This window comes from Kitasatospora sp. NPDC029312 (genome assembly GCF_055569215.1).
On record NZ_JBVHXY010000030.1, the window covers coordinates 31,323 to 56,240 of the forward strand.

Below are 24,918 nucleotides of genomic sequence, written 5' to 3' on the forward strand. Positions count from 1 at the left end.
CGTAGAGGCCGCGGAGCGGAGGCGAAGAGGTGGTGACGGGCCTGCGGCAGGCCCGTCACCACGGCTTTCGCTTCCGTTCCGTCCGTGCTTGCCGGCTCTGCCCCGAGCAGGGTGTTTCCTGGACATTGCAGGGCAGAGGCCGCCGAAAATGGGGGCCGAGGAGGGGCATCGCTTCACCCGTTCGGCTGATTAAATGTCCGCATGACCGCGTCGGCCCCCAGCTCGCCCCGACCGGGGAGGGCCGCACCGACGGGCCGCCCGGCGGGTGCGCTGTTGGTCCTGCTGCTGGTCGCCCTGCTGACCGCGCTGCCCTGCGCGGGCCAGTCGAGCGCGGCCGACGGCCCCGCCCGCCCCGCGCCGGCCCCGGCGGTCGCCGTCTCGGTGGTCAGCGCCGCGCAGGCCACCGCGCCCGCTCCGCACACCGGACGGACCGGCCACACCGCCAGGGCGTCCGAGCGGCAGCAGCTCGCCGCGGAGCAGGACCACTGGATCCTGTGCACCGCCGACGGCCAGCCGCCACGCAACAACGGCTGCTCCAGCCACCCGTTCTGCCCGCAGGACGCGCAGCTGCCGAACCCGCCGCCGCATCCGGAGCCCGCCGTCTCACCGCTCGCCGCTCCGGCGCCCGAGGCGCTGCCCCGAGTGGTGCCCGCGGGACTGCTGGACGGCCCGCACCCGGCGCCCGATCTGCACGAACTCCAGGTCCACCGGTCCTGAGCGGAACCCGCCGCCGACGGCTCCCGTCGGCGGATCCGCCTCCCCACTCCACCTCAGCCGTCCGCCGCCACGACCGTGCGCGGCGGGGACAAGGACAACCGTCATGGGTTCCGCCTCCAAGCAGTCCAACAAGGGCACCGCCGACCGCCGCACCCGGATCGCCGAACTGCGCGCCGCCGAGCAGCGCCGCGACCGCCGCAACAAGATCGTCGCCTCGGTGGCGGCCGGCGTGCTGGTGATCGGCGCGATCGCCACCGGCACCTGGATCGTCATGGACCAGAACCAGAAGAAGAAGGACAAGGAGGCCGCCGCCAACGCGGACATCCCGGGTGTGAAGACCTTCGGCGACCTGAGCCGCAACCACGTCAAGGACAAGGTCAACTACCCGATGACCCCGCCGGTGGGCGGCGACCACAACGCGGTCTGGCTGGACTGCATGGGCCACGTCTACGACCAGCCGGTCGAGAACGAGCGCGCCGTCCACTCGCTGGAGCACGGCGCGGTCTGGGTGACGTACAACGGCAAGGCCACCCCGGACGACATCAAGATCCTCTCCGACAAGGTCAAGACCACCCCGTACTCGCTGATGAGCCCGTACCCGGACGAGCAGGGCACCATCACCCTGAACGCCTGGAGCACCCAGCTGATCGTGGACAGTGCCACCGACCCGCGGGTGAACCAGTTCTTCACCAAGTACGTCCAGGGCAAGCAGACCCAGGAGCCGGGCGCCTCCTGCACCATGGGGCAGATGTGACCGCCGACGCGGCCAGCCCCGAGGAGTCCTCGGCGGCGGACCTGCCGGCGAACGACGCGGCGGACCCGGGCATCCCGCAGGACGCGGGCACCCTGGACGAGCCGGCCGCCCGGCCCGGCCGCCGGCGGCTGTGGTGGCCCGCCGCGCTGGCCGCCGCGGTGGCGCTGGCGCTCGGGGTGCCGGCCCTGGTGGCGAGCGGGACGTCGGCCTCCGGCACCTCCTCGGTGGCCGTCCCGGCGGACGACTCGCCCGAGGCCGGGTTCGCCCGCGACATGGCGACCCACCACCAGCAGGCGGTGGACCTGTCGTTCATCGTCCGGGACCGCACCGCCGACGAGCCGACCCGCACCCTGGCCTTCGACATCATCAACACCCAGGCCAACCAGCGCGGCATGATGACGGGCTGGCTCGACCAGTGGGGGCTGTCGCAGCACTCGACCGCCAAGCCGATGGCGTGGATGAAGATGGACCACGACTACACGGCCCACGACGGTTCGCTGATGCCCGGTATGGCCACCAACGCCCAGATCGCGAAGCTGCGCACGCTCACTGGGCGGGACGCCGAGGTGTACTACCTGCAGCTGATGATCGAGCACCACAAGGGCGGCGTCGAGATGGCCCAGGGCTACGTGGACCTGGCCAAGAACGACGTCGAGAAGCGGCTCGCCCAGTCGATGGTGGTCGCCCAGACCTCCGAGCTGGAGCTGATGACCGACATGCTCAAGGAGCGCGGCGCCGCCCCCGGCGTGCCCGCGTCCTGACACCAGGGCCCCCGGACGGCCGGGGCGCGGCGGCGGTCCCGTACGCGACCCCCGCACCGCGCTCCGGCCGTCCGCCGTCCCGCCTCCTGAACCCGTATGGCCGCTGACGCCCCCTGGCTGATCGCCGGCCTCGGCAACCCCGGCCGGTGGTTCCGGCTGCCCCGGCACAACGCGGGCTTCCTGACCGTGGACCGGTCGGCCGAGCGGCACGGCGCCCGGTTCCGCCGGCGCGGGATCGCCACCCTGGTCGCGGAGATCGAGGTGGACGGCCGCCGGGTGCTGCCGGCCTACCTGCTCTGCCGCTCTGGTTCATCAACTGGTCCGGCCGCCCGGTGGCCGCCCTGCTGCGCTGTCACGGCGTGCCGGTCGGGCACCTGGTGGTCGTCCAGGACGACCTGGACTTCGCGTACGGCGCCGGCAAGGTGAAGCGCGGCGGCGGGCCGGGCGGGCACAACGGGGTGCGCTCGGTGGGCGAGGCGCTCGGCACCCGCGACTTCGTCCGGCTGCGGTTCGGCATCGGGCGCCCGCCGAAGGGGCAGAGCGTCGGCGACCACGCGCTGCTGAAGTTCTCGGACGGAGAACTGGCCATGGTGCCGGGGTGTTGGACCGCTGCGCCGACGCCCCGGAGGCGCTGGCCCGGCTCGGCCTGAACCGGGCCCAGGACACCCTGAACATCAGCCGGTCCTGAGGCGCTCGCGGGCCGGGGCCGGGGTCTGGCTGGTCAGCGCGGCGGCCGCCACCGCGACCACCGCGAGGACGACCAGCACCGTCCGCCCACCGGACGCCGCGCCCGCCAGGTGGACGCCGAGGACGGACAGCGCCATGCCGAGCGCGGTGCCGAGGCTGCGGGCCATGTTCACCATGCCGCCGCCGACCGCCGAGCACTCCGCCGGGATCGCCCGCATCACCAGCGCGTTGTTGGCGGGCAGCAGCAGGCCCAGTCCGTACCCGGCGATCAGCAGCGGGGCCGCCACCGCCGCACCGGAGACCGGCAGCAGGGCGAACAGCAGCAGTCCGGCGCCCGCCAGTCCCGCGCCGAAGCGGCACCGGGCGGCGTCCGACCAGCCCCGGGGCAACAGCCCGCCGCCGACCGTCGCCGCCACCGCGAAGGCCGCCGGCAGCAGGGTCACCACCAGGCCGGCGGCGGCCGTCGACATGCCCGCGCCGGTGAGCAGCACCGGACCCAGCACCAGCGGGCAGAACAGCAGCAGGTAGCCGATCAGCGCGACCACCAGCCCGGACCGCACGCCCGGGGTGTTCACCAGCCCCGGGGCCAGGATCGGCCGGGCGGCCCGCCGCTCCTGGCGCACCAGGGCCAGCGCGAGGACGGCGGCGGCGAGCAGCAGGGCGGCGACGGCCCAGCCGGGCAGCGGCAGGCCCGAGGCGGTGGACAGGGCGAGCAGCAGTGCGGTGGTCGCGCCGGTGAGCAGCAGCATGCCGGGCAGGTCGAAGCGGGGCGTCCGCGGTTCGCCGGCCCCGGCGGTTGCAGCGGTGGCAGCGGTGGCAACGGTTGCGGCGGGGGTGCTGCGCGGCCGTAGGGCAGCGGTCGGTCCGCAGGCCCGGGTGCGCGGCAGCAGGTACCAGCCGGCCAGGATGCCGAACACCGCGATCGGCACGTTCGCCCAGAACACCCACCGCCAGGAGGCGTGCTCCACCAGCAGCCCGCCGAGGCTGGGGCCGAGCGCCAGCCCGAGGCCCTGGGCGGCGGCCTGGATGCCGAGCGCGCGGCGCATCGCGTGCTCCGGGACGCCCCGGGCCACCAGGGCGACGCTGTTGGCCTGCATCATCGCGGCGCCGACGGCCTGGACCGCTCGGCAGGCGACCAGGACCCACAGGCCGGCGGCGAAGCCGGCGCCCAGCGAGGACAGTCCGAACACCGCGAAGCCGCCGATGTACATCGTCTTGCGGCCGACCAGGTCGGAGAGCCGGCCGATCGGGGCCAGCAGGGCGACCAGGACGAGCAGGTAGGCGAGCGCGACCCACTCGACGGCGGCGAAGCCCGCGTGGAAGTGGCGGCCAAGGGCGGGGAAGACCAGGGCGATCACGCTGGCGTCGAGCTGGCCGAGGAAGGCGCCGAGACAGACCGTGCCGACGGCCAGCCAGTGGGCGTGGCGCCAGCCGGCGATGCCGCGGGGCCGGGGCCGCTCGGTGAGCAGGCGCGCGGCAAGGGCGGTGGCGTTCATACGGCCAATATATCGGATGCAGATATGTTCCTTCTGCGAGTTGATCGCCCTGCGATACGAAGCGTGCCACCCTGCCCGGGTCTGCCCGGCGTCCGCACGGCGTCCGCGCCGCGTCCGAGGGGCGGACGGCGCCCCGGAAACGCCCCGTACCAGGCGATACGCTGTCCGCCATGCCGTCGTCACCGCACGTTCCCGAGCCCGCCGCCGAAGCCCCCGACCCGGCGGTCGAGCACGCCCGGCGGCTGACCGACACCGTCACCCGGCTGCGCCGCGCGCTGCGCAGCAGCATCCGCACCGAGTACCCGTGGGAGTCCCTGCCGATGGCGCAGGTCGAACTCCTCCAGACGCTCGCCGCCGCCCCGCTACGGGTCGGCGAACTCGCCGCCCGGCAGCGGCTCGCCCCCAACACCGTCAGCGGGCTGGTCGGCAAGCTGCTGGAGGCCGGCTTCGTGGACCGCCAGGCCGACCCCGGCGACCGGCGCACCGCCCGGATCGCGCTCACCCCGGCCGGGCGGCGCCAGCTGGACGACTGGCAGCACGCCCACGAGCGGCGGATCGCCACCGCCCTGGGCACCCTCGCCGCGGCCGACCGCGAGGCGGTCGTCCACGCCCTGCCCGCACTGGAACAGCTGGCCCGCGCCCTGGCACAGCCGGGCGGTCCGGGCGAGCAGCCGCCACCGGCCGGCCCCGGCGACTGAAACCGCTGGTCACCGGCGCCCGAAAAGAACTGGTCCCCGGCGGCCGGCGACCACTAGCGTCCCCCGCATGAGCACCGCTGAGATCCAGCTCCAGCCCTGGACGGACGCCGACCTCGCGCTGCTGCGCCGGGTCAACACCCCGAAGATGAAGGAACACGTCGGCGGGCCGGAGACCGAGGAACAACTGCTCCACCGGCACCGGCGCTACCTGGACTTCGTCCCGTCCGGGCTGGGTTGCATGTACCGGATCGTGCTGCTGCCCGAGGGCGAGGCGGTCGGGACGGTCGGCTACGGCACCCGAACGTGGGAGGGCGAGACCGTGCATGAGATGGGGTGGAACGTACTGCCCGGCCACCAGGGACGGGGCATCGCCGTCGCCGCCGCCCGGGCCGCCGTCGAGGCCGCCCGGCGCGAGGCCGCGCACCGCCACCTGCACGCGTTCCCGTCGGTGGACAACCCCGCCTCCAACGCGGTGTGCGCGAGGGCCGGATTCACCCTGCTCGGCCGGACGGACTTCGAGTTCCCGCCCGGGCGGTTCATGCTCAGCAACAACTGGCGGGTGGATCTGCGCGGTTGAGCCCGCCGGGGAGCGAGGTTCAGAACAGCGTGCCGCTCTCCAGTTCCAGCAGCCAACGCTTGCGGTCCACGCCCGCGGCGAAGCCGGTGAGCGCACCGCTCGCGCCCAGCACCCGGTGGCAGGGGCGGACGATCAGCAGCGGATTGGCGCCGACCGCGCCGCCGACCGCCCGGACCATCCGCGGCGACTGCCCGGCCAGCTCGGCGAGTTGGCCGTAGGTGACGGTCCTGCCGTACGGGATCGCGTCCAGTGCGGCCCAGATCCGGCGGCGGAACTCGGTGCCCACCGGGGCGAGCGGCAGGTCGAAGGTGGTGCGCTCGCCGGCGAAGTAGGCGCTCAGCTGGGCCACCGGTTCGGCGAGGGCCTCGGGGTCGGGCTCCCAGCCGTCGGCGGGCTCGGCCAGCGCGTACTTCTGGCCGGGCGCGGTGACGGTGGCCAGGGCCGCCGGACCGCCGTCCTCGGGCAGCACGCCGCTGAGCAGCAGCCGGCCCAAGGGGCTCTCCATGGTGGTGTAGACGGTGGTGCTCATGCCGGGTCGTTCTCCGTTCCGGTGCTGATGCTAGTGCTGGGGCCGGGGCCGGGGCTGGCGCTGGAGCCGGGGCTGGCGCTGGAGCCGGCGCTGATGCTGGCGCTGGGGCTGAGGCTGGGGCTGGGGCTTGCCGCCCCGGCCCACAGCCGGTGGACGGCGTAGGACCGCCACGGGGCCCAGGCCTCGGCCGCGCGGCCGGCGGACTTCGGCTCCCCGTCGGCGCCGAGCCGCAGGAGGCCGTGCCTGACGCCGAGGTCGCCGGGGAGGAAGACGTCGGGATCGGCGAGGGCCCGCATCCGCAGGTAGCCGACCGTCCAGGGGCCGATGCCGGGCAGGGCCAGCAGCTGGGTCGCGGCCTCCTCCCGGTCCACGCCGCTGTCGAGGCGGACGGTGCCCTCCGCCAGCGCGGCGCACAGGCCGGTGAGCGCACGGCGGCGGGCGGCCGGCATCGCGAAGTCCTCCGGGTCGGCGGTGGCCAGGGCCGCCGCCGTGGGGAAGAGCAGCCGCAGGCCGCCGCTCGGCTCGGGCAGTGCGGTGCCGTACTTCTCGGCGAGCCGGCCCGCCAGGGTGCGGGCGGCGCCGACGGTGATCTGCTGGCCGAGGACGGCGCGCACGGCCAGTTCGTGCGGATCCACGTGTCCGGGCGAGCGCACGCCGGGGCGCTCGCGCACCAGCTGGCCGAGGACCGGGTCGGCGCCGAGCTGCTCGTCGACGGCGTCCGGGTCGGCGTCCAGGTCGAAGAGGATGCGCAGGCGCTGTACGGCGGTCGGCAGGTCGCGCAGGTCGGCGAGGAACAGGCGGCAGTCGAGCCAGCCGCGGGTGCGGGGCTCGCCCGGCGCGAGGCCGTCGACCTCGGCGATGCCGTGCCCGTACGGGAGCGCGAGGGTGCGCCGGTAGGTGCGCACGCCGGAGCGCGGGCCGAGCACGACCTCCTCCACGCCGGGGACGGCGCGCAGGGCGAGGAAGTCGATCACGTGGTCGCTGTCGATCGCGCCGCGGTAGGCGAGGCGCAGGGTCAGGCCACCGGCCGGGGTCGCGGTGCGGCGCCCGGCCGCGACCTCGGCGCGCAGGGCGGTGGGGGTGCGGTCGTAGACCTCGCGGACGGTGTCGTTGAACTGGCGGACGGAGGCGAAGCCGGCCGCGAACGCGATGTCGGTGACGGGTAGCTCGGTGGTCTGCAGCAGCAGGCGGGCGGTCTGGGCGCGGCGGGCGCGGGCCAGGGCGATCGGGCCGGCGCCGAGCTCGGCGGTGAGCTGGCGTTGCAACTGGCGGGCGCTGTAGCCGAGCCGGTCGGCCAGACCCGCGACGCCCTCGCGGTCCACCACGCCGTCACCGATCAGGCGCATCGCGCGGCCGACCAGGTCGGCGCGGTGGTTCCACTCCGGGGAGCCCGGTACGGAGTCGGGGCGGCAGCGGCGGCAGGCGCGGAAGCCCGCGCCCTGGGCGGCGGCGGCGCTGGGGTAGAAGCGACAGTTGGTGCGCTTGGGCGTCACGGCGGGGCAGCTCGGTCGGCAGTAGATGCCGGTGGAGGTGACCGCCGTGAAGAACACCCCGTCGAAGCGGGCGTCGCGGCTGTCCACGGCTCGGTACCGGATGTCGTCGTCGATCACGCTGTCCAGTCTGCGGCACTGGGCGGGGGGTGACTGGCGGGAATCGGACATCGCCGTTCGGGGGCCCGAAGACGTCCCGACCGCTCCCACAGCTCCGACCGGCACCGATCGGTGGGGAGGGTCGGTGGGGAGGGGGGGGGGGGGGGGGGGGGGGGGGGGGGGGGGGGGGGGGGGGGGGGGGGGGGGGGGGGGGGGGGGGGGGGGGGGGTGGGGGGGGGGGGGGGTGGGGGGTGGGGTGGTGTGTTGCCTCCCCCCCCCCCCCCCCCCCCCCCCCCCCCCCCCCCCCCCGCCCCGCTCGGTCAGCGCTTCACCGGACCTCCCGCGGCTCGCATCGACTTGGTGATCGCCTTCCACTTGTTCAACCGGGCCTTGGCCACCCGGGCGTCCGAACGCGAGGCGATCCACTCGTTCTCGCGCTGGAGCTTCAGGTAGCTGTCCATCCGGCGCTGCGGCAGGGTGCCGTCGTCCAGCGCTGCCCGGACCGCGCAGCCGGGCTCGGTGTGGTGGTTGCAGTCGTGGAAGCGGCATTCCTCGGCCAGCTCGGCGATGTCGGCGAAGGCCAGGTCCACGCCCTCGCCACCGTAGAGGCCGACCTCGCGCAGCCCCGGGGTGTCGATCAGCACCCCACCGCCGGGCAGGGCTATCAGCTCGCGGGTGGTCGTGGTGTGGCGGCCCTTCTGGTCGACCGACCGGGCCTCCTGCACGACCATCACGTCGTTTCCGACCAACGCGTTGGTGAGGGTGGACTTGCCGACGCCGGACTGGCCGATCACCACCGTGGTGCCGGGGGCGCAGGCACGGAGCACGTCGATGCCCTCGCCGGTCTCCGCGCTGACGACCAGCACCGTGACTCCGGGGGCGACCGCCTCGACGTCGGCGCGGATGAAGTCGGCGTCGTCGACCAGGTCGGCCTTGGTGAGGACGACCAGCGGCTCGGCGCCGGACTCCCAGGCCAGGGCGAGGAAGCGTTCGATCCGGCCGAGGTCGGGGTCGGCCGCGAGCGAGGCGGCGATCAGCACGGTGTCCACGTTGGCCGCGAGCACCTGGCCGTCGGAGCGCTTGCCGGCCACCTTGCGGATGATCGCGGTGGAGCGCGGCAGCAGCGCGGTGACGGCGGCCATCGGCTGGGCGTGCAGGTCGACGGCGGCCCAGTCGCCCGTGCACGGGCAGTTGATCATGTCGGCGTCACCCACCGGCCGGGTGTCGAGCCGGACGGTGCGCAGTTCGCCTGTCTCCGGGTCGGCCAGGACGGCGTCGCACTGACCGCGGTCGATCCGGACGATGCGGGCCGGGAGCAGCCCGACCTCGGCGAGCGGCTCGAAGAGCTCGTCGAGCTCGGGCGTCCATCCGTAGCGGGACAGCGGGGAGTCCTCGCCGGAGGAGGAGAAACCAGAAGAGGAAGACGAAGGAGAGTACGACGGAACGGAGGCAGCGTTGAACAACGCAGTGGCCCTTCGGGAGGAGATGGTCCCGGCGGGCTACGGCTGGCGCGGAAGGCTCAGCCGGCGGCCGGGACGAGGAGGTGAACGCGAGTGCTGCCCTGGGCAGCTATCGGGGCGACAACGACCACCGGGTTCACCTCCTGCTCTCTACTCCTCGGACGGCCCAACGGCCTCCGAACCGGACGCGTCACACGCTAGTGGAACGGCCGTGGACGGCCAACCCGTTTTTGACCTGCGGAAACGCCCCCGCGGCCCCCGCGGCGGGCGAAGACCACAAGTCCGCCCAGTCCGACGAGCGCCCGCCCCCCACCCCGTGCTCCGCTAGCCGCCGTACCGGTGCTTGAGGTTCGGGTCGTCCAGCCACCAGGGCCGCATCCCGGTCTCGTCCTCCTCCGGCAGCCCGGCCGCCCTGGCCTGCTCGGCCGCCGCCTCGAAGCGGGCGTCCAGCTCGGCGTCCACGGCCTTGGTCTCCTCCCGCCCCTGCACCACCATCCGCCGCACCAGCGCGGCGAGGAACGGCAGCCCGACGAAGTCCCCCAGCACCCAGAAGGCGTTGCCGCCCCAGGTCTGGTCCTGCGCCAGGCTCGGCCCCCAGGGCCGTCCGAGCGCCGCGTAGTAGTGCTCGGCGACGAGGTGGCCGCCGTAGATCAGCACGATCCCCAGGCCCGCGTCGAAGATCACCTCGGCGAAGGTGATGAACAGCCCCACCAGGTGCGGGTACTCGTGCCCGACCGGGTCGAGCTGCAGCCGCGGCCAGAAGTAGGCGAGGCCGAGCAGCACCAGCGCCAGGTGCAGCACCAGGTTGCCCAGCCCGCTGGAGAGCGACCACTCGTACCAGGGTGTGAAGTACAGCAGCCACGGCGGCGCCATCAGCAGCGCGGTGGAGACCGCCGGGAACATCAGCACCCTGGACGGCCGGCTGCGCAGCACCCGCAGGATCCGCTCGCGGCGGGGCGCCGGCGAGGCCTCGACCAGCAGCGACACCGGCGCCCCGAGGGCCAGCAGCAGCGGGACGACCATGAGCAGTAGCACGACCTGTACGGCGCGGTCGGTGAAGAGGATCCGCTCGTACACGCCGAGGCCGGAGCAGGTGCACCAGGCCCACAGCAGCAGCCCGCCGAGGAAGGCGGCGGTGCGGGTGGGCTGCCAGCGCCCGCCGGACCGGTGGACGGTGCGCACCGCGGCCAGGTACCAGCCGCCGAGCAGTACGGTGAGCGCCGCCACCAGCGGTTCGAAGGTCCAGGCGGTGATCAGGTCGGACCACTGCCACGCGGGCGGTCCGCCGTACGCAAGCGCCGAGCCGTCCATCCGTCCACCCATCCCGTCCGCACCCGTCGGCACCCATCGGTACCCGTCCGCACCAGCCGTAGCCGCCGCACTCGTCCGCACCGGCCGTAGCCGCCGCAGCCGCCGGGCGGTGGCCGCGGCGCACCGCCATGATGGCCTTCCGCACGGCGCCCGACGCGCGCGGGGCCCGCCTCTATACCCCGACGTGGACAAAGCTTTACCGATCCCCGGCAAAGCTTTGCCCAGGCAAAGTTCCGCGTCGACCGGCCCCCGGGCGCAACCGGCACGGAGCAGTGGTTCGTCTGGCAGGATGCACCGTCGGCGATACCGGCCAGGCGGCTGACAGCAAGGGGACGACAAGAGGTGCGAAGCACTGCACGCGGCGAGGGCCGCCGGCTGGCCGGGCGCCACCGCAACATCGAACTGGGCCTGCTGGCCCTCGCGGTGGCCGTCTGCCTGGCGGGGCACATCGACGCCTCGCTCGCGCTGACCGGCTCGCTGCCGCCGGGCCTGCTGGTGCACGGCCTGTCCCTCGGGGCGCTGGCCGCGGCGGCGCACCTGGCGGTGCGGCGGTTCGCGCCGTACGCGGACCCGCTGATCCTGCCGCTCGGGGTGTTCCTGACCGGCTTCGGCCTGGTGCTGCTGGACCGGCTGGACTTCAGCTACAAGGCCGCGCACGCCGCCAAGGGCGACTACCAGAAGCTCCCGGCCGCGCCGTCCCAGCTGATGTGGGTGTTCATCTCGGTGGCGGCGGCGATCGCGCTGATCGTCTTCGTCAAGCACCACCGCTTCTTCCAGCGGTACGTCTACCTGCTGATGGCGGGCGCGCTCATCCTGCTGGCCGCGCCGGTGTTCTCGCCGAGCGACAGCTTCGGCGCCAAGCGCTGGATCCGGCTGTTCGGGCTGTCCTTCGAGCCGGACGAGTTCGTGAAGGTCGCGATCACGATCTTCTTCGCGGGCTACCTGATGGCCTCCCGGGACGCGCTCGCGCTGGCGGGCCGGAAGGTCTGGGGGATGACCCTGCCGCGCGGGCGGCACGCCGGGCCGGTGCTGGCGATCTGGGCGGTCAGCCTGCTGGTGCTGATCTTCGAGCGTGACCTGGGCACCTCGCTGATCTTCTTCGGCGTCTTCATCGTGATGCTGTACGTGGCGACCGAGCGCACCAGCTGGGTGGTGCTGGGCCTGCTGATGGCGGTCGGCGGCGCGGCGGTGGTCGGCACCCTGGAGCCGCACGTGCACGGGCGCGTCGAGGCCTGGCTGCACCCGCTGGACTACTACAAGCCGGTGCACGACCCGGCGATCTCCGAGCAGCCCGCCGAGGCGCTGTTCAGCCTCGGCACCGGGCACATGACCGGCACCGGCCTGGGCTCCGGCCGGCCCTGGCTGATCGGCTTCGCGGGGCGCAGCGACTTCATCTTCACCACCATCGGGGAGGAGCTGGGCCTGGCCGGGGTGACGGCGGTGCTGCTGGTGTACGTGCTGTTGATCCAGCGCGGGTTGCGCACCGCGATCGGCCTGACCGACCCGTTCGGCAAGCTGCTGGCCGCCGGTCTGTCGTCGGCGCTGGCGCTCCAGGTGTTCGTGGTGGTCGGCGGTGTGAGCGGGCTGGTCCCGTTGACCGGCAAGGCGCTGCCGTTCCTGGCCGCCGGCGGCTCCTCCCTGCTGGCGAACTGGCTGATGGTCGCACTGCTGATCAAGCTCAGCGACTCCTCGGGTCGCACCGCCCTGGAGCCGGCCCCGCCGAGCCCGGAACCGCTTCCGGCGCAGGCCGGCCCGGCAGGCCGCCGCTCAGCGGCGGGCGCCGCCCGGACGGGCCCCGCCGCCGCCGCACCGGGCCCGAACCCGACCTCCGGTTCCGGCCCCGACCAGACCGCCGGGCCGGCCACGAGCGGCCCCGCCCCGGACGGCCTCTCCGACCCCGGCGCCCCGACCGAACTGCGCCCCGCGTTCGGCCACACCCCCGTCGGCCCGCTGACCGTCGGCCCGCGGCCCGGCGGCCCGCAGTCCTCGTACGGCTACCCCCCGGCCACCGGCCAGCCCACCCACGGCTAGCGGACGACGCTTCCGGCGGCCCCGCCCGTCCCGCCGGCCCCGCCTCCGGGACCGCCCCCGCCTCCGGGACCGGCGCGCCGCACACCGGATCGCCACCCGGCCGCCACACCCGGCCACAGGCACACACAGGGCCTCCCCCATTCCAGGGGAGGCCCTGCACGCATGATCCTGCCTGTGGCAGGCGTCCCGCCCGCTACCGCTGCTCCCACGGCGGCTGCGGCGGCCTCGGCGGGTAGCCCGGCCCCGGCCGTTCCGGCGGCGGCCCGGTCGGCCGGTCGCTGTCCGGCGGCGGTGGGGCGGGCCGGTGGTGCGGGCCGCCGCGCGAGGTGAGCCGGCCGCGCACGTTGTCGGCGGCCAGCACGTCGGCCCAGCGCTCGGGGTACTCGGCGGGCGCGTCGACGTCGTCGACCTCCTCCTCGCCCCACTCCTCCTCCGCGCCCTCGGCGAGGCCCAGTTCGCGAGCGCGCCGGGCCCGCTCGACGGCCCGCCGGGCGGCGACCTCGCGGACCACGGCGGCGGCCGCCTCCTCGTGGGCGCGCTCGTTCTCGGCGCGGGCGTCGGCGGTCTCCAGGGTGGGCCAGCGGCGGTCTATGGCGGCGTTCATGGCGGCGCCGATGAGCACCGCGAGGGCCACCACGAAGATCCACAGCAGTACGGCCACCGGCGCGGCCAGCGAGCTGTACACCGAGGGGCCCTCGACGGAGCTGACCAGGTAGAGCCGCAGGCCGACGCTGCAGAAGACCAGCACCACCAGGGCGACCAGGGCGCCGGGGATGTCCTCGCGCCAGGGCGTGGCGACCGGCACGGCCAGGTGGTAGAGGGTGGTCAGGGAGACGATCAGCAGCAGGATCGCGACCGGCCAGTAGGCGGCTCCGACGAGCCCGGCGATGCCCGGCACGGCGTTCTCGACCAGTCCGGGCCCGGCCATCAGCAGTGGCAGCACCAGCGAGCCGATCACCAGGGCGCCGAGGTAGAGGCCCAGCGACATCAGCCGGGTCTTGACGATGCCCCGCTTGCCGTCCAGCCCGTACATCACGGTGATGGTGTCGATGAAGATGTAGAGCGCCCGGGAGCCGGACCACAGCGAGAACAGGAAGCCGATCGAGATCAGGTCCGGCCGGGTGTGGTCGAAGACCTGGCTGAGCAGCGGTTTGACGACCTCGTTGACGGACGAGTCCGAGAGCACCGTTCCGGAGGCCGAGATGATGTCGTGCTTCAGCCGGTCGATGGTGCCCGCACCGAGGAACTCGTCGAGGTAGCCGAGGGTGGCGGCCAGGCCGAGCAGCAGCGGCGGGATCGACAGCAGAGTGAAGAACGCCGCCTCCGCGGCGAGGCCGGTGACCCGGTACTCGACGCAGGTGTTGGTGGTGTCCTTCACCAAGTCCCACGCGGTGCGGCGCCAGGTGGCCTGTTTGGCCGCGCGCCGGGAGCCCTTGCCCCGGCGCCGGGAGGGCCGCTCGGGGTTCGGCCTGCTGGTATCGCCTGCTGCTTGCACAGGGCTAACGGTATCGGGCCGGGGTGGCTCCGGTTGATCTCCCCGGGGTCCGGGCGCAGGAGCGGACACCGGGCGGGGACCGGCGGGAACCGTACGGCGTCCCGAAGTGTGAAACCCAGGCGTCCGCCATTCGGACGTTAGTGGACCGCGAGTCCCGCGCCGTGCCAATCTCTTGCCATGTCTAGCGCCGGAACCACCTTGGTAGGTCGACTCCACGTCGATCTGCTTCGCGTGTCCAGCGCCATCTGTCCGGTGATCTGAGCCCACCCCGCCGCACCACCGCACCCGGCGCCGACCCCACCGCCATCCCCTCGCGGAAGCGGATGCGCAGGCGCCCGCCCGGCCCGGTCACTGCTCTCCCGGCCCTGAGAAACCCGCAGGTCACAGCAGGACTGCACCGTCAGCACGCCCCGCGACCCACCCGGCGCCAGCGCCACCTGCCCAGAAGGACTTCACCATGGCCACCTCCCCCGAGACCGCCGAGCCCACGGCCGACCGCACCGCCGCGCGCCGCACCGCCGCGGCTCGCAAGGTCACCCGCCACCGCGGTGAGGGCCAGTGGGGCATGGGGCACTTCACTCCGCTGAACGCCAACGAGCAGGTCAAGAAGGACGACGACGGTCTCAACGTGCGGACACGCATTGAGACGATCTACGCGCACCGCGGCTTCGACTCGATCGACCCCGCCGACCTGCGCGGCCGGATGCGCTGGTGGGGTCTCTACACCCAGCGCAAGGAGGGGATCGACGGCGGCAAGACCGCGATCCTGGATCCGCACGAGCTGGACGCCGAGTACTTCATGCTGCGCGTGCGCATCGACGGCGGCCGGCTGACCGTCCCCCAGCTGCGGGCGATCGCCGAGGTCTCCGAGCAGTACGCCCGCGGCACCGCCGACCTGACCGACCGCCAGAACATCCAGTACCACTGGATCCGGATCGAGGACGTCCCGGCGATCTGGCGGAAGCTGGAGGCCGTCGGCCTGTCCACCACGGAGGCCTGCGGCGACACCCCGCGCGTCATCCTCGGCTCCCCGGTGGCCGGCGTCGCCGAGGACGAGATCATCGACGGCACCCCGGCCATCGAGGAGATCAACCGGCGCTTCATCGGCAACAAGGAATTCTCCAACCTGCCGCGCAAGTTCAAGAGCGCGATCTCCGGCTCCCCATTGCTGGACGTCGCGCACGAGATCAACGACGTCGCCTTCGTCGGCGTGGTCCACCCCGAGCACGGGGCCGGCTTCGACCTGTGGGTCGGCGGCGGCCTGTCCACCAACCCGCGGCTGGGCGTGCGCCTGGGCGCCTGGGTCCCGCTGGAGCAGGTGCCCGACGTCTTCGGCGGTGTCATCGGCATCTTCCGCGACTACGGCTACCGGCGCCTGCGCAACCGCGCCCGGCTGAAGTTCCTGGTCGCCGACTGGGGCACCGAGAAGTTCCGTCAGGTGTTGGAAGACGAGTACCTGGGCCGCAAGCTCGCCGACGGCCCCGCGCCCGTCGAGCCCGCCGCCCGCTGGCGCGACCACGTCGGCGTCCACCGCCAGAAGGACGGCAGGTACTACATCGGCTTCGCCCCGCGCGTCGGCCGGGTCGACGGCAAGCTGCTCGGCCGGATCGCCGACCTGGCCGCCGCCCACGGCAGCGACCGAGTCCGCACCACCGCCGAGCAGAAGATGCTGCTCCTCGACATCGCCGAGGAGCACGTCGAGTCCGTGGTGGCCGGCCTGGAGGCGCTCGACCTGCGCGTCAGCCCGTCGCCGTTCCGCCGCGGCACCATGGCCTGCACCGGCATCGAGTACTGCAAGCTCGCCATCGTCGAGACCAAGGAGCGCGGCCGCTCCCTGATCGACGAACTGGAGCAGCGCCTGCCGGACTTCGCCGAGCCGCTGACCATCAACATCAACGGCTGCCCGAACGCCTGCGCCCGCATCCAGGTCGCCGACATCGGCCTCAAGGGCCAGCTGGTCACCGACGAGCAGGGCCACCAGGTCGAGGGCTACCAGGTGCACCTGGGCGGCGCGCTCGGACTGGAGGCCGGCTTCGGCCGCAAGGTCCGCGGCCTCAAGGTCACCAGCGCCGGCCTGCCCGACTACGTCGAGCGGCTGCTGACCCGCTACCAGGCCGACCGCACCGAGGGCGAGCGCTTCGCCCAGTGGGCGGCCCGCGCGACCGAGGAGCAGCTGTCGTGACCGGGCGAAGCCGACGAAGCGAGCGAAGCCATCGAGGCGAGTGGAGCCGACGAAGCCAGCGAAGCAAGGACAGCGCATGAGTGAGCGAGCCGCGCCCTTCTTCTGCCCCTACTGCGGGGACGAGGACCTGCGCCCCTCCGAGGCCGGACACGGCGCCTGGGAATGCCACGGCTGCCGCCGCGCCTTCCAGTTGAAGTTCCTCGGCCTGCTGTCACCGACCCACGGGGGGACCTCCCATGAGCAGCATGAGCAGTACGACGACTGACTACGAGGAGATCGCCCTCCGGGCCGGCCGCGAGCTGGAGGAGGCCACCGCGCAGGAGATCCTGCGCTGGGCCGCCGACACCTTCGGCAAGCGGTTCTGCGTCACCTCCTCGATGGAGGACGCGGTGGTCGCCCACCTCGCCTCCTCGGTGTTCCCCGGCGTGGACGTGGTGTTCCTGGACACCGGCTACCACTTCCCGGAGACCATCGGCACCCGGGACGCGGTGGCCGCGACCATGCCGGTCAACGTCATCACGCTCACGCCGCTGAAGAGCGTCGCCGAGCAGGACGCCGAGTACGGGCCGAACCTCCACGACCGCGATCCGGACCTGTGCTGCTCGCTGCGCAAGGTCGAGCCGCTGAACCGCGGCCTGGGCGGCTACGACGCCTGGGCCACCGGACTGCGCCGCGACGAGTCGCCGAGCCGGGCGAACACCCCGGTGGTGGCTTGGGACGCCAAGCGCCGCAAGGTCAAGATCGCCCCGATCGCCCGGTGGACGCAGGAGGACGTGGACGCCTACGTCGCCGCCCACGGCGTGCTGCTCAACCCGCTGCTGTGGGAGGGCTACACCTCGGTCGGCTGCTCGCCGCTGTCCTGCACCCGCAAGCCCGCCGAGGGCGAGGACGCCCGGGCCGGCCGCTGGTCCGGCTCCGGCAAGACCGAGTGCGGCATCCACCTCTGACCACCCCGACCACCACCCCATGACCGATCGTCACTTCTCGCGTGAGGAAGACACCGTGACAGCTCCCACCCTGGCAGCCGACGGAGCCGCAGAGGCGGCCCGTGCGGCCGCCCCCTGCGAGCGCGGCGCCACCGTGTGGCTGACCGGACTGCCGAGCGCGGGCAAGACCACGCTGGCCTTCGCGCTGGCCGAGCGGCTGCGCGCCGAGGGCCACAAGGTCGAGGTCCTGGACGGCGACGAGATCCGCGAGTTCCTCTCCAAGGGCCTCGGCTTCTCCCGCGAGGACCGGCACACCAACGTCACCCGGATCGGCTTCGTCGCCGAGAAGCTGGCCGCCAACGGCGTCAAGGTGCTCGCCCCGGTGATCGCCCCGTTCGCCGACTCCCGGGCCGCGGTGCGCGAGCGGCACGCGGCGGCCGGCACCGAGTTCCTGGAGATCCACGTCGCCACCCCGGTCGAGCTGTGCGCCGAACGGGACGTCAAGGGCCTGTACGCCAAGCAGGCGGCCGGTGAGATCTCCGGCCTGACCGGCGTGGACGACCCGTACGAGGCCCCGCGGGCACCGGAGCTGCGCCTGCAGACGCAGGGCCGCGCGGTCGCCGAGTCCGCCGCCGAACTGCACGCCTTCCTGACCGAGAGGGGCCTCGCATGACCACCGCGACCCAGAGCCTGGTGCAGGCCGATGACACCCCCTTCGCGCTGTCCCACCTGGACGCGCTGGAGGCCGAGTCGGTGCACATCTTCCGCGAGGTCGCGGGGGAGTTCGAACGCCCGGTGATCCTCTTCTCCGGCGGCAAGGACTCCATCGTCATGCTGCACCTGGCACTCAAGGCCTTCGCGCCCGCGCCGGTGCCCTTCTCCCTGCTGCACGTCGACACCGGCCACAACTTCCCCGAGGTCATCGCCTACCGCGACCGCGTCGTGGCCGAGCACAACCTGCGCCTGCACGTCGCCCACGTCCAGGACTTCATCGACCGCGGCGTGCTGCGCGAGCGCCCCGACGGCACCCGCAACCCGCTGCAGACCGTCCCGCTGCTGGACGCCATCGAGAAGAACCGCTTCGACGCCGTCTTCGGCGGCGGCCGCCGCGACGAGGAGAAGGCCCGCGCCAAGGAACGCGTCTTCTCCCTGCGCGACGAGTTCGGCGCCTGGGACCCACGCCGCCAGCGCCCCGAACTGTGGTCCCTCTACAACGGCCGCCACGCGGTCGGCGAACACGTGCGCGTCTTCCCGCTCTCCAACTGGACCGAGCTGGACGTCTGGCAGTACATCGAGCGCGAGGGCATCGACCTCCCACAGATCTACTACGCCCACCAGCGCGACGTCTTCGCCCGCGGCGGCATGTGGCTGACCGCCGGCGCCTGGGGCGGCCCCAAGGACGGCGAGCCCGTCCAGCGGCGCCTGGTCCGCTACCGCACCGTCGGCGACATGTCCTGCACCGGCGCCGTCGACTCCGACGCCACCACCATCGAAGCCGTGATCGCCGAGATCGCCGCCAGCCGCCTCACCGAGCGCGGCGCCACCCGCGCCGACGACAAACTGTCCGAGGCCGCGATGGAAGACCGCAAGCGCGAGGGATACTTCTAATGACCACCGTCCAGGAAACCACCGCCACCTCGCTGCTGCGCTTCGCCACCGCCGGCTCCGTCGACGACGGCAAGTCCACCCTCGTCGGCCGCCTCCTGCACGACTCCAAGTCCGTGCTCGCCGACCAGTTGGAAGCCGTCGAACGGGTCTCCCTGGGCCGCGGCCAGGAGACGCCCGACCTCGCACTGCTCACCGACGGCCTGCGCGCCGAACGCGAGCAGGGCATCACCATCGACGTCGCCTACCGCTACTTCGCCACCCCCCGACGCCGCTTCATCCTCGCCGACACCCCCGGGCACGTGCAGTACACCCGCAACATGGTCACCGGCGCATCCACCGCCGAACTGGCCGTCGTCCTGGTCGACGCCCGCAACGGCGTGGTCGAGCAGACCCGCCGCCACGCCGCCGTCGCCGCACTGCTGCGCGTGCCGCACGTCGTCCTGGCCGTCAACAAGATGGACCTCGTCGACTACGCCGAACCCGTCTTCGCCGCCATCGCCGCCGAGTTCACCGCCTACGCCGCCTCCCTCGGCGTCACCGACGTGCTGGCCGTCCCGATCTCCGCCCTCGCCGGGGACAACGTCGTCGAACCCTCCGCCCACATGGACTGGTACGGCGGCCCGACCCTGCTGGAACACCTGGAGACCGTCCCCGTGGGCAGCGACCCCAGCGCCGAACCGGCCCGCTTCCCCGTCCAGTACGTGATCCGCCCCCAGACCGAGGAACACCCCGACTACCGCGGCTACGCCGGCCAACTGGCCTCCGGAGTCCTGCGCGTCGGTGACCCGGTCACGGTCCTGCCCTCCGGCCACACCACCACCATCGCCGCCATCGACGCCCTCGGCCGGCACACCGACGTCGCCTGGGCCCCCCAGTCCGTCACCGTCCGACTCGCCCACGACCTCGACATCTCCCGCGGCGACCTCATCGCCACCGGGGCGGCCCCCGCCCCCACCAAGGACATCGAGGCCACCGTCAGCCACCTCAACGAGCGGCCGCTGCGCGCCGGGGACAAGGTGCTGCTCAAGCACACCACCCGCACGGTGCGCGCGCTGGTCAAGGAGATCTCCTACCGGATCGACATCGACACGCTCGAACACCGTTGCGGCGCCGAGGGATTGAACGTCAACGACATCGGCCACGTGAAGCTGCGCACCGCCGAGCCGCTGGCCCTCGACGACTACTCCGACAACCGCCGCACCGGCTCGTTCCTCCTGATCGACCCGGCCGACGGCACCACCCTCACCGCCGGCATGGCGGGCGAGGCCTTCGAGACCGTACGCGCCGACGACGCACCGGGCGCACCCGACGCACCCGACGAGGAGGACTGGGTCTGATGCCCAGCGAGGCGTTCTCGGGCATGGACAAGGAAGGCGGCCGCATCGGCAGCGGCGCCCTCGGCAGCGGCCAGGGCGGCTTGACCCGATGTGTGGGCCGACAGGGCTGAGAACGCCCTGTCACCGGGCTGTCTTCCCCCCACAGCCGCCCGGCTTGCCCCGGCACCCCGCTGCCGCGCGCACCACCTTCCGACCGTCCGCCCGGGACCGCCCGCCGCCGGTTCCGTCCACGAAACAGGACTCGCCCATGGCACCGAACCCGTCCTCCCATACCCGCACCCACCCCGATGCCGGCCGGATCAGACGCTCCGCCGCGGCCGCCGCGGCCGGTCTGACCGCCGTGGCGCTGCTGTCGGCGTGCGGCTACGGCTCCAAGGCCGGCGACACGTCCTCCGATACCAAGGCCAACGCCGCCGCCACCGCCGGGGATCCGGGCGCGAAGCTCTCCGCCGACACCGTGAGGATCGGCTACTTCGCCAACCTCACCCACGGCACCCCGCTGGTCGGCCTCCAGGAGGGCGTCTTCCAGAAGGAGTTGGGCGCCACCCAGGTCAAGGCCCAGGTCTTCAACGCCGGTCCGGCCGAGATCGAGGCGCTCAACGCCGGGTCCATCGACATCGGGTGGATCGGCCCCTCCCCCGCGATCAACGGCTACACCAGGTCCGACGGCAAGTCGCTGAAGATCATCGGCGGTTCGGCCTCCGGCGGGGTCAAGCTGGTGGTCAACCCGGCCAAGGTCAACTCCCTGGACGACCTCAGGGGCAAGAAGATCGCCACCCCTCAGCTCGGCAACACCCAGGACGTGGCGCTGCTCAACTACCTGGCGGGTAAGGGCTACAAGGTCGACGCGGCGTCCGGCGCGGGCGACGTCTCGGTGGTGCGCACCGACAACAAGGTCACCCCCGACGCCTACAAGTCCGGCTCCGTCGACGGCGCGTGGGTGCCCGAGCCGACGGCCTCCAAGCTGGTCACCCTCGGTGCGAAGGTCCTGCTCGACGAGAAGGACGTGTGGCCGGACAAGCAGTTCGTGATCACCAACATCATCGTCTCGCAAAAGTTCCTCAAGGAGCACCCGGACGTGGTGGAGGCCGTGCTGCGCGGCTCGGTGAAGACCAACGCCTTCATCAAGGCCGACCCCGACAAGGCCAAGGCCGACGCCAACGAGGCGATCAGGAAGGAGTCCGGCAACGCCCTGGAGCCGGCCGTCCTCGACCCCGCCTGGGCCGACATCGACTTCCTGGACGACCCGCTGGCGAACACCCTGCAGGCCGAGGCCGACCACGCGGTGACCGCCGGTCTCCTCAAGAAGCCGAACCTGAACGGCATCTACGACCTCACCCTGCTGAACAAGGTTCTCGCGGCCCAGGGCCGGCCCCCGGTGGCGGACGCCGGACTCGGCACCAAGTAGCGCCGCCGCCCCTCCAGTTCCGCGGTCCGGCCCCCGCCCGTCCGGTCGATCCCCGATCGATGCCCACCGGGACGGGCGGGGCCGGGCCCCGGCCCCGCCCCGCAGCCCCCTCCCTCCTCGCCCGCCGACCGGCGGGAGGGACCATGACCACTCACGCAGGAGGTGCCCGGATGACCCCGGCACTGACGACCACCGAGGCCGACACCCCCGCCGTCGACGCCCCCGACGGCCCGCCCGCCGTCCGCATCTCGCACGTGCACAAGTCCTTCGGCCGTCCGGGCGCGCAAACCCACGTCCTGGACGACATCACCCTCGACGTCGCGCCCGGCGAGTTCGTCACCCTGCTGGGCGCCTCCGGCTGCGGCAAGTCCACCCTGCTCAATCTGGTCGCCGGCCTGGACGAGCCCAGCCGCGGCAGCATCGAAGTGCCCGGCGGCCGGCCCGCGCTGATGTTCCAGGAGCACGCGCTGTTCCCCTGGCTCACCGCCGGCAAGAACATCGAGCTGGCCCTCAAGCTGGCCGGCCGCCCCCGCGCCGAGCGCCGCGCCGAGGCCGAGCGCCTCCTCGAACTCGTCCGCCTGAACGGCTCGTACGGCAAGCGGGTGCACGAGCTGTCCGGCGGCATGCGCCAGCGCGTGGCGATGGCCCGCGCGCTCGCCCAGGGCAGCAGGGTGCTTCTGATGGACGAGCCGTTCGCCGCGCTCGACGCCATCACCCGGGACGTGCTGCACGACGAGATCACCCGGATCTGGGCCGAACGGCGGCTGACCGTCCTGTTCGTCACCCACAACGTGCGCGAGGCGGTGCGCCTCGCCCAGCGCGTCGTGCTGCTCTCCTCCCGCCCCGGCCGGGTCGCCCGCGAGTGGCGGATCGACCTGCCGCAGCCGCGCCGCATCGAGTCCACCGGCGTCGCCGACCTGTCCATCGAGATCACCGAAGAACTGCGTGGGGAGATCCGTCGCCATGTCCAGCACTGACACCACGCTCACCCGCCCCGGCGGCGGCACCCCCGGCAGCGACACCGCCGACGTCGGCGCCGGCCTGGACGCCCTCGACGCGGTCTCCGCGCAGCGCAGTTCGCTCGGCGAGGTGCTGCGCGGCAAGGCGCTGCCGCCGCTGATCGGCGTGCTGGTGGTGCTGGCGCTGTGGCAGGGCGCCTACAGCCTGCACCTCACCTCCTCGTACAAGCTGCCCAGCCCGGCGGACGTGTGGCACTCCGCGCAGGACCTCTGGTACCAGGGCGCGCTGTTCTCGATCATCTGGACCAGTGTTTGGCGCGGTCTGTCCGGCTTCCTGCTCGCCGTCGTCATCGGCACCCCGATCGGCCTCGTGGTCGCCCGCGTGCGGCCGGTGCGCACCGCGATCGGCCCGGTGCTGCAGGGTCTGCAGTCGCTGCCCTCGGTCGCCTGGGTGCCGGCCGCGGTGATCTGGCTCGGCATCAACGACTCGATGATGTACGCGGTGATCCTGCTCGGCGCCGTCCCGTCGATCGCCAACGGCCTGGTCGCCGGCATCGACCAGGTGCCGCCGCTGTTCCTGCGGGCCGGGCGCACCATCGGCGCCAGCGGCCTGTCCGGCGCCCGGCACGTGCTGATCCCGGCGGCGCTGCCCGGCTACCTGGCCGGGCTCAAGCAGGGCTGGGCGTTCTCCTGGCGCTCGCTGATGGCCGCCGAGCTGGTCGCCTCCTCCCCCGACCTCGGCCGGGGCCTGGGCCGGTTCCTGGAGGACCAGCGCGAGTTCTCCGACATGTCCGGGGTGCTGCTCGGCATCCTCCTCATCCTGTTCGTCGGCATCGCCATCGAGCTGCTGGTGTTCACCCCGGTCGAGCGCCGGGTGCTGCGCAACCGCGGCCTGCTGGCCGCCGCCAAGTGAGGCCCCGCCGATGCCCGCCCCGCTGATGCCCGCCCCTGCGATGCCCGCCCTGCTCCTCATCGCCCACGGCAGCCGCGACCCGCGGCACGCCGCGACCGTCGCCGCCCTGGTGCGGCAGGTGCGCGCGCGGCGGCCCGGGCTGGAGGTCGCCACCGCCTACCTGGACCACTGCGCGCCGCGGATCCCCCAGGTGGTCGGGCGGCTGGCCGAGGCGGTGGCCGTCCCGCTGCTGCTCAACCGGGCCTTCCACGCCAAGCACGACATCCCCGCCGCGCTGCGGGCCGCCGGCGCCCGGCTGCCGGTCGCGGGGGTGCTCGGCCCGTCGCCGCTGCTGCTCGCCGCGCTGGAGCGCCGCCTCGCCGAGGCCGGGCTCGACGTCGCCTCCGCCGCCGTACGGGCTCGGACGGGTGTGGTGCTGGCCGCCGCGGGCTCCTCCGATCCGGCGGCCGACGCCGCCACCCGCGCCGTCGCCGCCGAGTGGCGGCGCACCCGCGGCTGGGCCGCCGTCGAGGTCGCCTACGCCTCGGCGGGCGGCCCGCGCGTGCCCGAGGCCCTCGGGGCCCTGCGCGCGGCGGGCGCCGCCCGCACCGCGGTCGCCCCGTACCTGCTGGCCCCGGGCCTGCTGCCGGACCGCATCGCGGCGGCGGCGCAGGGGGCGGACACCGTGGCGGACACCCTGGGCCCGGCCCCGGAACTGGCGGCCCTGCTGCTGGAGCGCTACGACGAGGCCCGGCGGGCGGCGCGGTCGGCCCCGGCGCTCACCGCCTGAGCGGACATACCCGTTAGGTGTGGCCCGAGATCCCGTGCTCGATGAGGTCGGCCGCGAACCGGGCCACGGTGCGATAGTCCGCATCGTCGTGGAGGACCGTGAGTCCGTGGTGTGCGGCCGTGGCCGCGATCATGAGGTCGACTGCAGAGGCACTGCCGTGTTGTCCGGCGAGTGCCATCCGGCGCTGAACGGTGTCGATCCATCGCCCTGCACCCTTCGGTACCGACACGTCCGGGTACAACTCTGCGAACATCTCGGAGATCTCGTCGTACTCGCGGCCGTCGCGTGCGGTGTAGAGGAACTCGGCCCGCTGCGGGTAGCACGACGCGATCGCCCCCGCGTCGATCGCGTCGTACCAGGCCGCCTGGAGTTTCGGCTCACGGAGTAGCCGGAACAACCCGGACGTGTCGAGGAGGTAGATCATCGGGCTTCCTTCTCGGCCCGGTGCAGTCGCTCAGCGCGCTCGACGGCCTCCCAGTGAAGAGCCCGTTCGAAGTGCCTGCTGATATGGGCCGCACGTTCCTGCCGTTCGGCGTAGTAGCGCAGCGCGAGATTGACGGCTTCCTTCTTCGTCCGCACTCCGGCGAGTGCCATCGCCCGCTTCAACGCGTCTTCATCGATGTCGATCTGCGTTACGGACATTCGGCGCCTCCGTCGATCGATGTTGGTGATGTACATAGAGTTGTACGCCACCAACATTGCGCCCGACCC

At 73.3% G+C, this 24,918-nt stretch carries 27 protein-coding genes; 19 read left to right on the plus strand and 8 right to left on the minus strand.

Annotated features, from left to right (window positions below; all coding sequences use genetic code 11):
- Window positions 1-201 precede the first annotated feature (201 nt).
- From ACZ4WV_RS23555 to ACZ4WV_RS23575, 5 genes are all read left to right on the plus strand, one after another.
- Window positions 202-717 (plus strand): hypothetical protein, encoded by a 516-nt coding sequence (locus ACZ4WV_RS23555; protein WP_465749786.1) that lies wholly within the window; start codon window positions 202-204, stop codon window positions 715-717.
- A gap of 103 nt (window positions 718-820) precedes the next feature.
- Entirely contained in the window at window positions 821-1,471 is a 651-nt protein-coding gene (locus tag ACZ4WV_RS23560) for a DUF3105 domain-containing protein (protein WP_465749788.1), read from the plus strand.
- A gap of 128 nt (window positions 1,472-1,599) precedes the next feature.
- Complete coding sequence (locus tag ACZ4WV_RS23565; RefSeq protein ID WP_465749900.1) at window positions 1,600-2,232, plus strand: DUF305 domain-containing protein; 633 nt, start codon at window positions 1,600-1,602, stop codon at window positions 2,230-2,232.
- A gap of 96 nt (window positions 2,233-2,328) precedes the next feature.
- Complete coding sequence (locus tag ACZ4WV_RS23570; protein ID WP_465749789.1) at window positions 2,329-2,658, plus strand: hypothetical protein; 330 nt, start codon at window positions 2,329-2,331, stop codon at window positions 2,656-2,658.
- Window positions 2,565-2,882 (plus strand): aminoacyl-tRNA hydrolase family protein, encoded by a 318-nt coding sequence (locus ACZ4WV_RS23575; protein ID WP_465749790.1) that lies wholly within the window; start codon window positions 2,565-2,567, stop codon window positions 2,880-2,882. The genes ACZ4WV_RS23570 and ACZ4WV_RS23575 overlap by 94 nt, the downstream gene beginning before the upstream one ends.
- A gap of 24 nt (window positions 2,883-2,906) precedes the next feature.
- Here ACZ4WV_RS23575 and ACZ4WV_RS23580 read toward each other — a convergent pair whose 3' ends face one another.
- Entirely contained in the window at window positions 2,907-4,415 is a 1,509-nt protein-coding gene (locus tag ACZ4WV_RS23580; protein WP_465749792.1) for an MFS transporter, read from the minus strand.
- A 170-nt stretch (window positions 4,416-4,585) separates the two neighbouring features.
- Here ACZ4WV_RS23580 and ACZ4WV_RS23585 point away from each other — a divergent pair, with 170 nt between their 5' ends.
- A complete protein-coding gene (locus ACZ4WV_RS23585) occupies window positions 4,586-5,113 on the plus strand; it encodes a MarR family winged helix-turn-helix transcriptional regulator (RefSeq protein WP_465749794.1) in 528 nt (175 codons plus the stop codon).
- 67 nt (window positions 5,114-5,180) lie between these two features.
- The gene (locus ACZ4WV_RS23590; protein ID WP_465749796.1) at window positions 5,181-5,690 is read left to right on the plus strand and encodes a GNAT family N-acetyltransferase; all 510 of its coding nucleotides are present in this window, start codon (window positions 5,181-5,183) and stop codon (window positions 5,688-5,690) included.
- 19 nt (window positions 5,691-5,709) lie between these two features.
- Here ACZ4WV_RS23590 and ACZ4WV_RS23595 read toward each other — a convergent pair whose 3' ends face one another.
- From ACZ4WV_RS23595 to ACZ4WV_RS23610, 4 genes are all read right to left on the minus strand, one after another.
- A complete protein-coding gene (locus ACZ4WV_RS23595; RefSeq protein ID WP_465749798.1) occupies window positions 5,710-6,219 on the minus strand; it encodes a methylated-DNA--[protein]-cysteine S-methyltransferase in 510 nt (169 codons plus the stop codon).
- Entirely contained in the window at window positions 6,216-7,829 is a 1,614-nt protein-coding gene (locus ACZ4WV_RS23600) for a DNA-3-methyladenine glycosylase 2 family protein (RefSeq protein WP_465749800.1), read from the minus strand. Before ACZ4WV_RS23600 ends, ACZ4WV_RS23595 begins: the two co-directional genes overlap by 4 nt.
- Window positions 7,830-8,128: 299 nt before the next feature.
- Window positions 8,129-9,271 carry a ribosome small subunit-dependent GTPase A gene (gene rsgA, locus ACZ4WV_RS23605; protein ID WP_465749802.1) on the minus strand — a complete coding sequence of 381 codons (1,143 nt, stop codon included), beginning with the start codon at window positions 9,269-9,271 and terminating at the stop codon, window positions 8,129-8,131.
- A 321-nt stretch (window positions 9,272-9,592) separates the two neighbouring features.
- Window positions 9,593-10,591, minus strand: coding sequence for a cytochrome c oxidase assembly protein (locus tag ACZ4WV_RS23610; RefSeq protein WP_465749804.1), 999 nt, complete (start codon window positions 10,589-10,591; stop codon window positions 9,593-9,595).
- 330 nt (window positions 10,592-10,921) lie between these two features.
- On the opposite strand from ACZ4WV_RS23610, the gene ACZ4WV_RS23615 reads away from it, so the two are divergent.
- Window positions 10,922-12,610, plus strand: coding sequence for an FtsW/RodA/SpoVE family cell cycle protein (locus ACZ4WV_RS23615; RefSeq protein WP_465749806.1), 1,689 nt, complete (start codon window positions 10,922-10,924; stop codon window positions 12,608-12,610).
- Window positions 12,611-12,803: 193 nt separating this feature from the next.
- Here the strand turns inward: ACZ4WV_RS23615 and ACZ4WV_RS23620 are convergent, their stop codons facing one another.
- On the minus strand, window positions 12,804-14,105 hold the full coding sequence (locus ACZ4WV_RS23620; protein WP_465749808.1) for a YihY/virulence factor BrkB family protein: 1,302 nt from the start codon (window positions 14,103-14,105) through the stop codon (window positions 12,804-12,806).
- A 177-nt stretch (window positions 14,106-14,282) separates the two neighbouring features.
- On the opposite strand from ACZ4WV_RS23620, the gene ACZ4WV_RS23625 reads away from it, so the two are divergent.
- The 11 genes from ACZ4WV_RS23625 (at window position 14,283) to ACZ4WV_RS23675 (ending at window position 24,207) form a co-directional block, all read left to right on the plus strand.
- Window positions 14,283-14,366: a putative leader peptide gene (locus tag ACZ4WV_RS23625; protein WP_317621159.1), complete on the plus strand. Its 84-nt coding sequence runs from the start codon at window positions 14,283-14,285 to the stop codon at window positions 14,364-14,366.
- 196 nt (window positions 14,367-14,562) lie between these two features.
- Window positions 14,563-16,287 (plus strand): nitrite/sulfite reductase, encoded by a 1,725-nt coding sequence (locus ACZ4WV_RS23630; RefSeq protein ID WP_465749810.1) that lies wholly within the window; start codon window positions 14,563-14,565, stop codon window positions 16,285-16,287.
- Window positions 16,288-16,363: 76 nt separating this feature from the next.
- Window positions 16,364-16,552, plus strand: coding sequence for a hypothetical protein (locus ACZ4WV_RS23635; protein WP_465749812.1), 189 nt, complete (start codon window positions 16,364-16,366; stop codon window positions 16,550-16,552).
- Window positions 16,533-17,234 (plus strand): phosphoadenylyl-sulfate reductase, encoded by a 702-nt coding sequence (locus ACZ4WV_RS23640; protein WP_465749814.1) that lies wholly within the window; start codon window positions 16,533-16,535, stop codon window positions 17,232-17,234. Before ACZ4WV_RS23635 ends, ACZ4WV_RS23640 begins: the two co-directional genes overlap by 20 nt.
- A gap of 55 nt (window positions 17,235-17,289) precedes the next feature.
- Window positions 17,290-17,886 carry an adenylyl-sulfate kinase gene (gene cysC / locus ACZ4WV_RS23645; protein WP_465749816.1) on the plus strand — a complete coding sequence of 199 codons (597 nt, stop codon included), beginning with the start codon at window positions 17,290-17,292 and terminating at the stop codon, window positions 17,884-17,886.
- Window positions 17,883-18,821, plus strand: coding sequence for a sulfate adenylyltransferase subunit CysD (gene cysD / locus ACZ4WV_RS23650; RefSeq protein ID WP_465749818.1), 939 nt, complete (start codon window positions 17,883-17,885; stop codon window positions 18,819-18,821). Before cysC ends, cysD begins: the two co-directional genes overlap by 4 nt.
- Window positions 18,821-20,158, plus strand: coding sequence for a sulfate adenylyltransferase subunit 1 (locus ACZ4WV_RS23655; RefSeq protein WP_465749820.1), 1,338 nt, complete (start codon window positions 18,821-18,823; stop codon window positions 20,156-20,158). Before cysD ends, ACZ4WV_RS23655 begins: the two co-directional genes overlap by 1 nt.
- A 247-nt stretch (window positions 20,159-20,405) precedes the next feature.
- Window positions 20,406-21,566, plus strand: coding sequence for an aliphatic sulfonate ABC transporter substrate-binding protein (locus tag ACZ4WV_RS23660; RefSeq protein WP_465749822.1), 1,161 nt, complete (start codon window positions 20,406-20,408; stop codon window positions 21,564-21,566).
- A gap of 170 nt (window positions 21,567-21,736) precedes the next feature.
- Window positions 21,737-22,543, plus strand: a complete 807-nt coding sequence (locus tag ACZ4WV_RS23665; RefSeq protein WP_465749902.1) for an ABC transporter ATP-binding protein — start codon at window positions 21,737-21,739, stop codon at window positions 22,541-22,543.
- Window positions 22,530-23,438, plus strand: a complete 909-nt coding sequence (locus ACZ4WV_RS23670; RefSeq protein ID WP_465749824.1) for an ABC transporter permease — start codon at window positions 22,530-22,532, stop codon at window positions 23,436-23,438. Before ACZ4WV_RS23665 ends, ACZ4WV_RS23670 begins: the two co-directional genes overlap by 14 nt.
- Window positions 23,439-23,448: 10 nt before the next feature.
- Window positions 23,449-24,207: a sirohydrochlorin chelatase gene (locus ACZ4WV_RS23675; RefSeq protein ID WP_465749826.1), complete on the plus strand. Its 759-nt coding sequence runs from the start codon at window positions 23,449-23,451 to the stop codon at window positions 24,205-24,207.
- 13 nt (window positions 24,208-24,220) lie between these two features.
- Here ACZ4WV_RS23675 and ACZ4WV_RS23680 read toward each other — a convergent pair whose 3' ends face one another.
- Both ACZ4WV_RS23680 and ACZ4WV_RS23685 read right to left on the minus strand, forming a co-directional pair.
- Complete coding sequence (locus tag ACZ4WV_RS23680; RefSeq protein WP_465749828.1) at window positions 24,221-24,631, minus strand: PIN domain-containing protein; 411 nt, start codon at window positions 24,629-24,631, stop codon at window positions 24,221-24,223.
- Window positions 24,628-24,849, minus strand: a complete 222-nt coding sequence (locus tag ACZ4WV_RS23685; protein WP_465749830.1) for a type II toxin-antitoxin system VapB family antitoxin — start codon at window positions 24,847-24,849, stop codon at window positions 24,628-24,630. The genes ACZ4WV_RS23680 and ACZ4WV_RS23685 overlap by 4 nt, the downstream gene beginning before the upstream one ends.
- Between the last annotated feature and the right edge of the window lie 69 nt (window positions 24,850-24,918).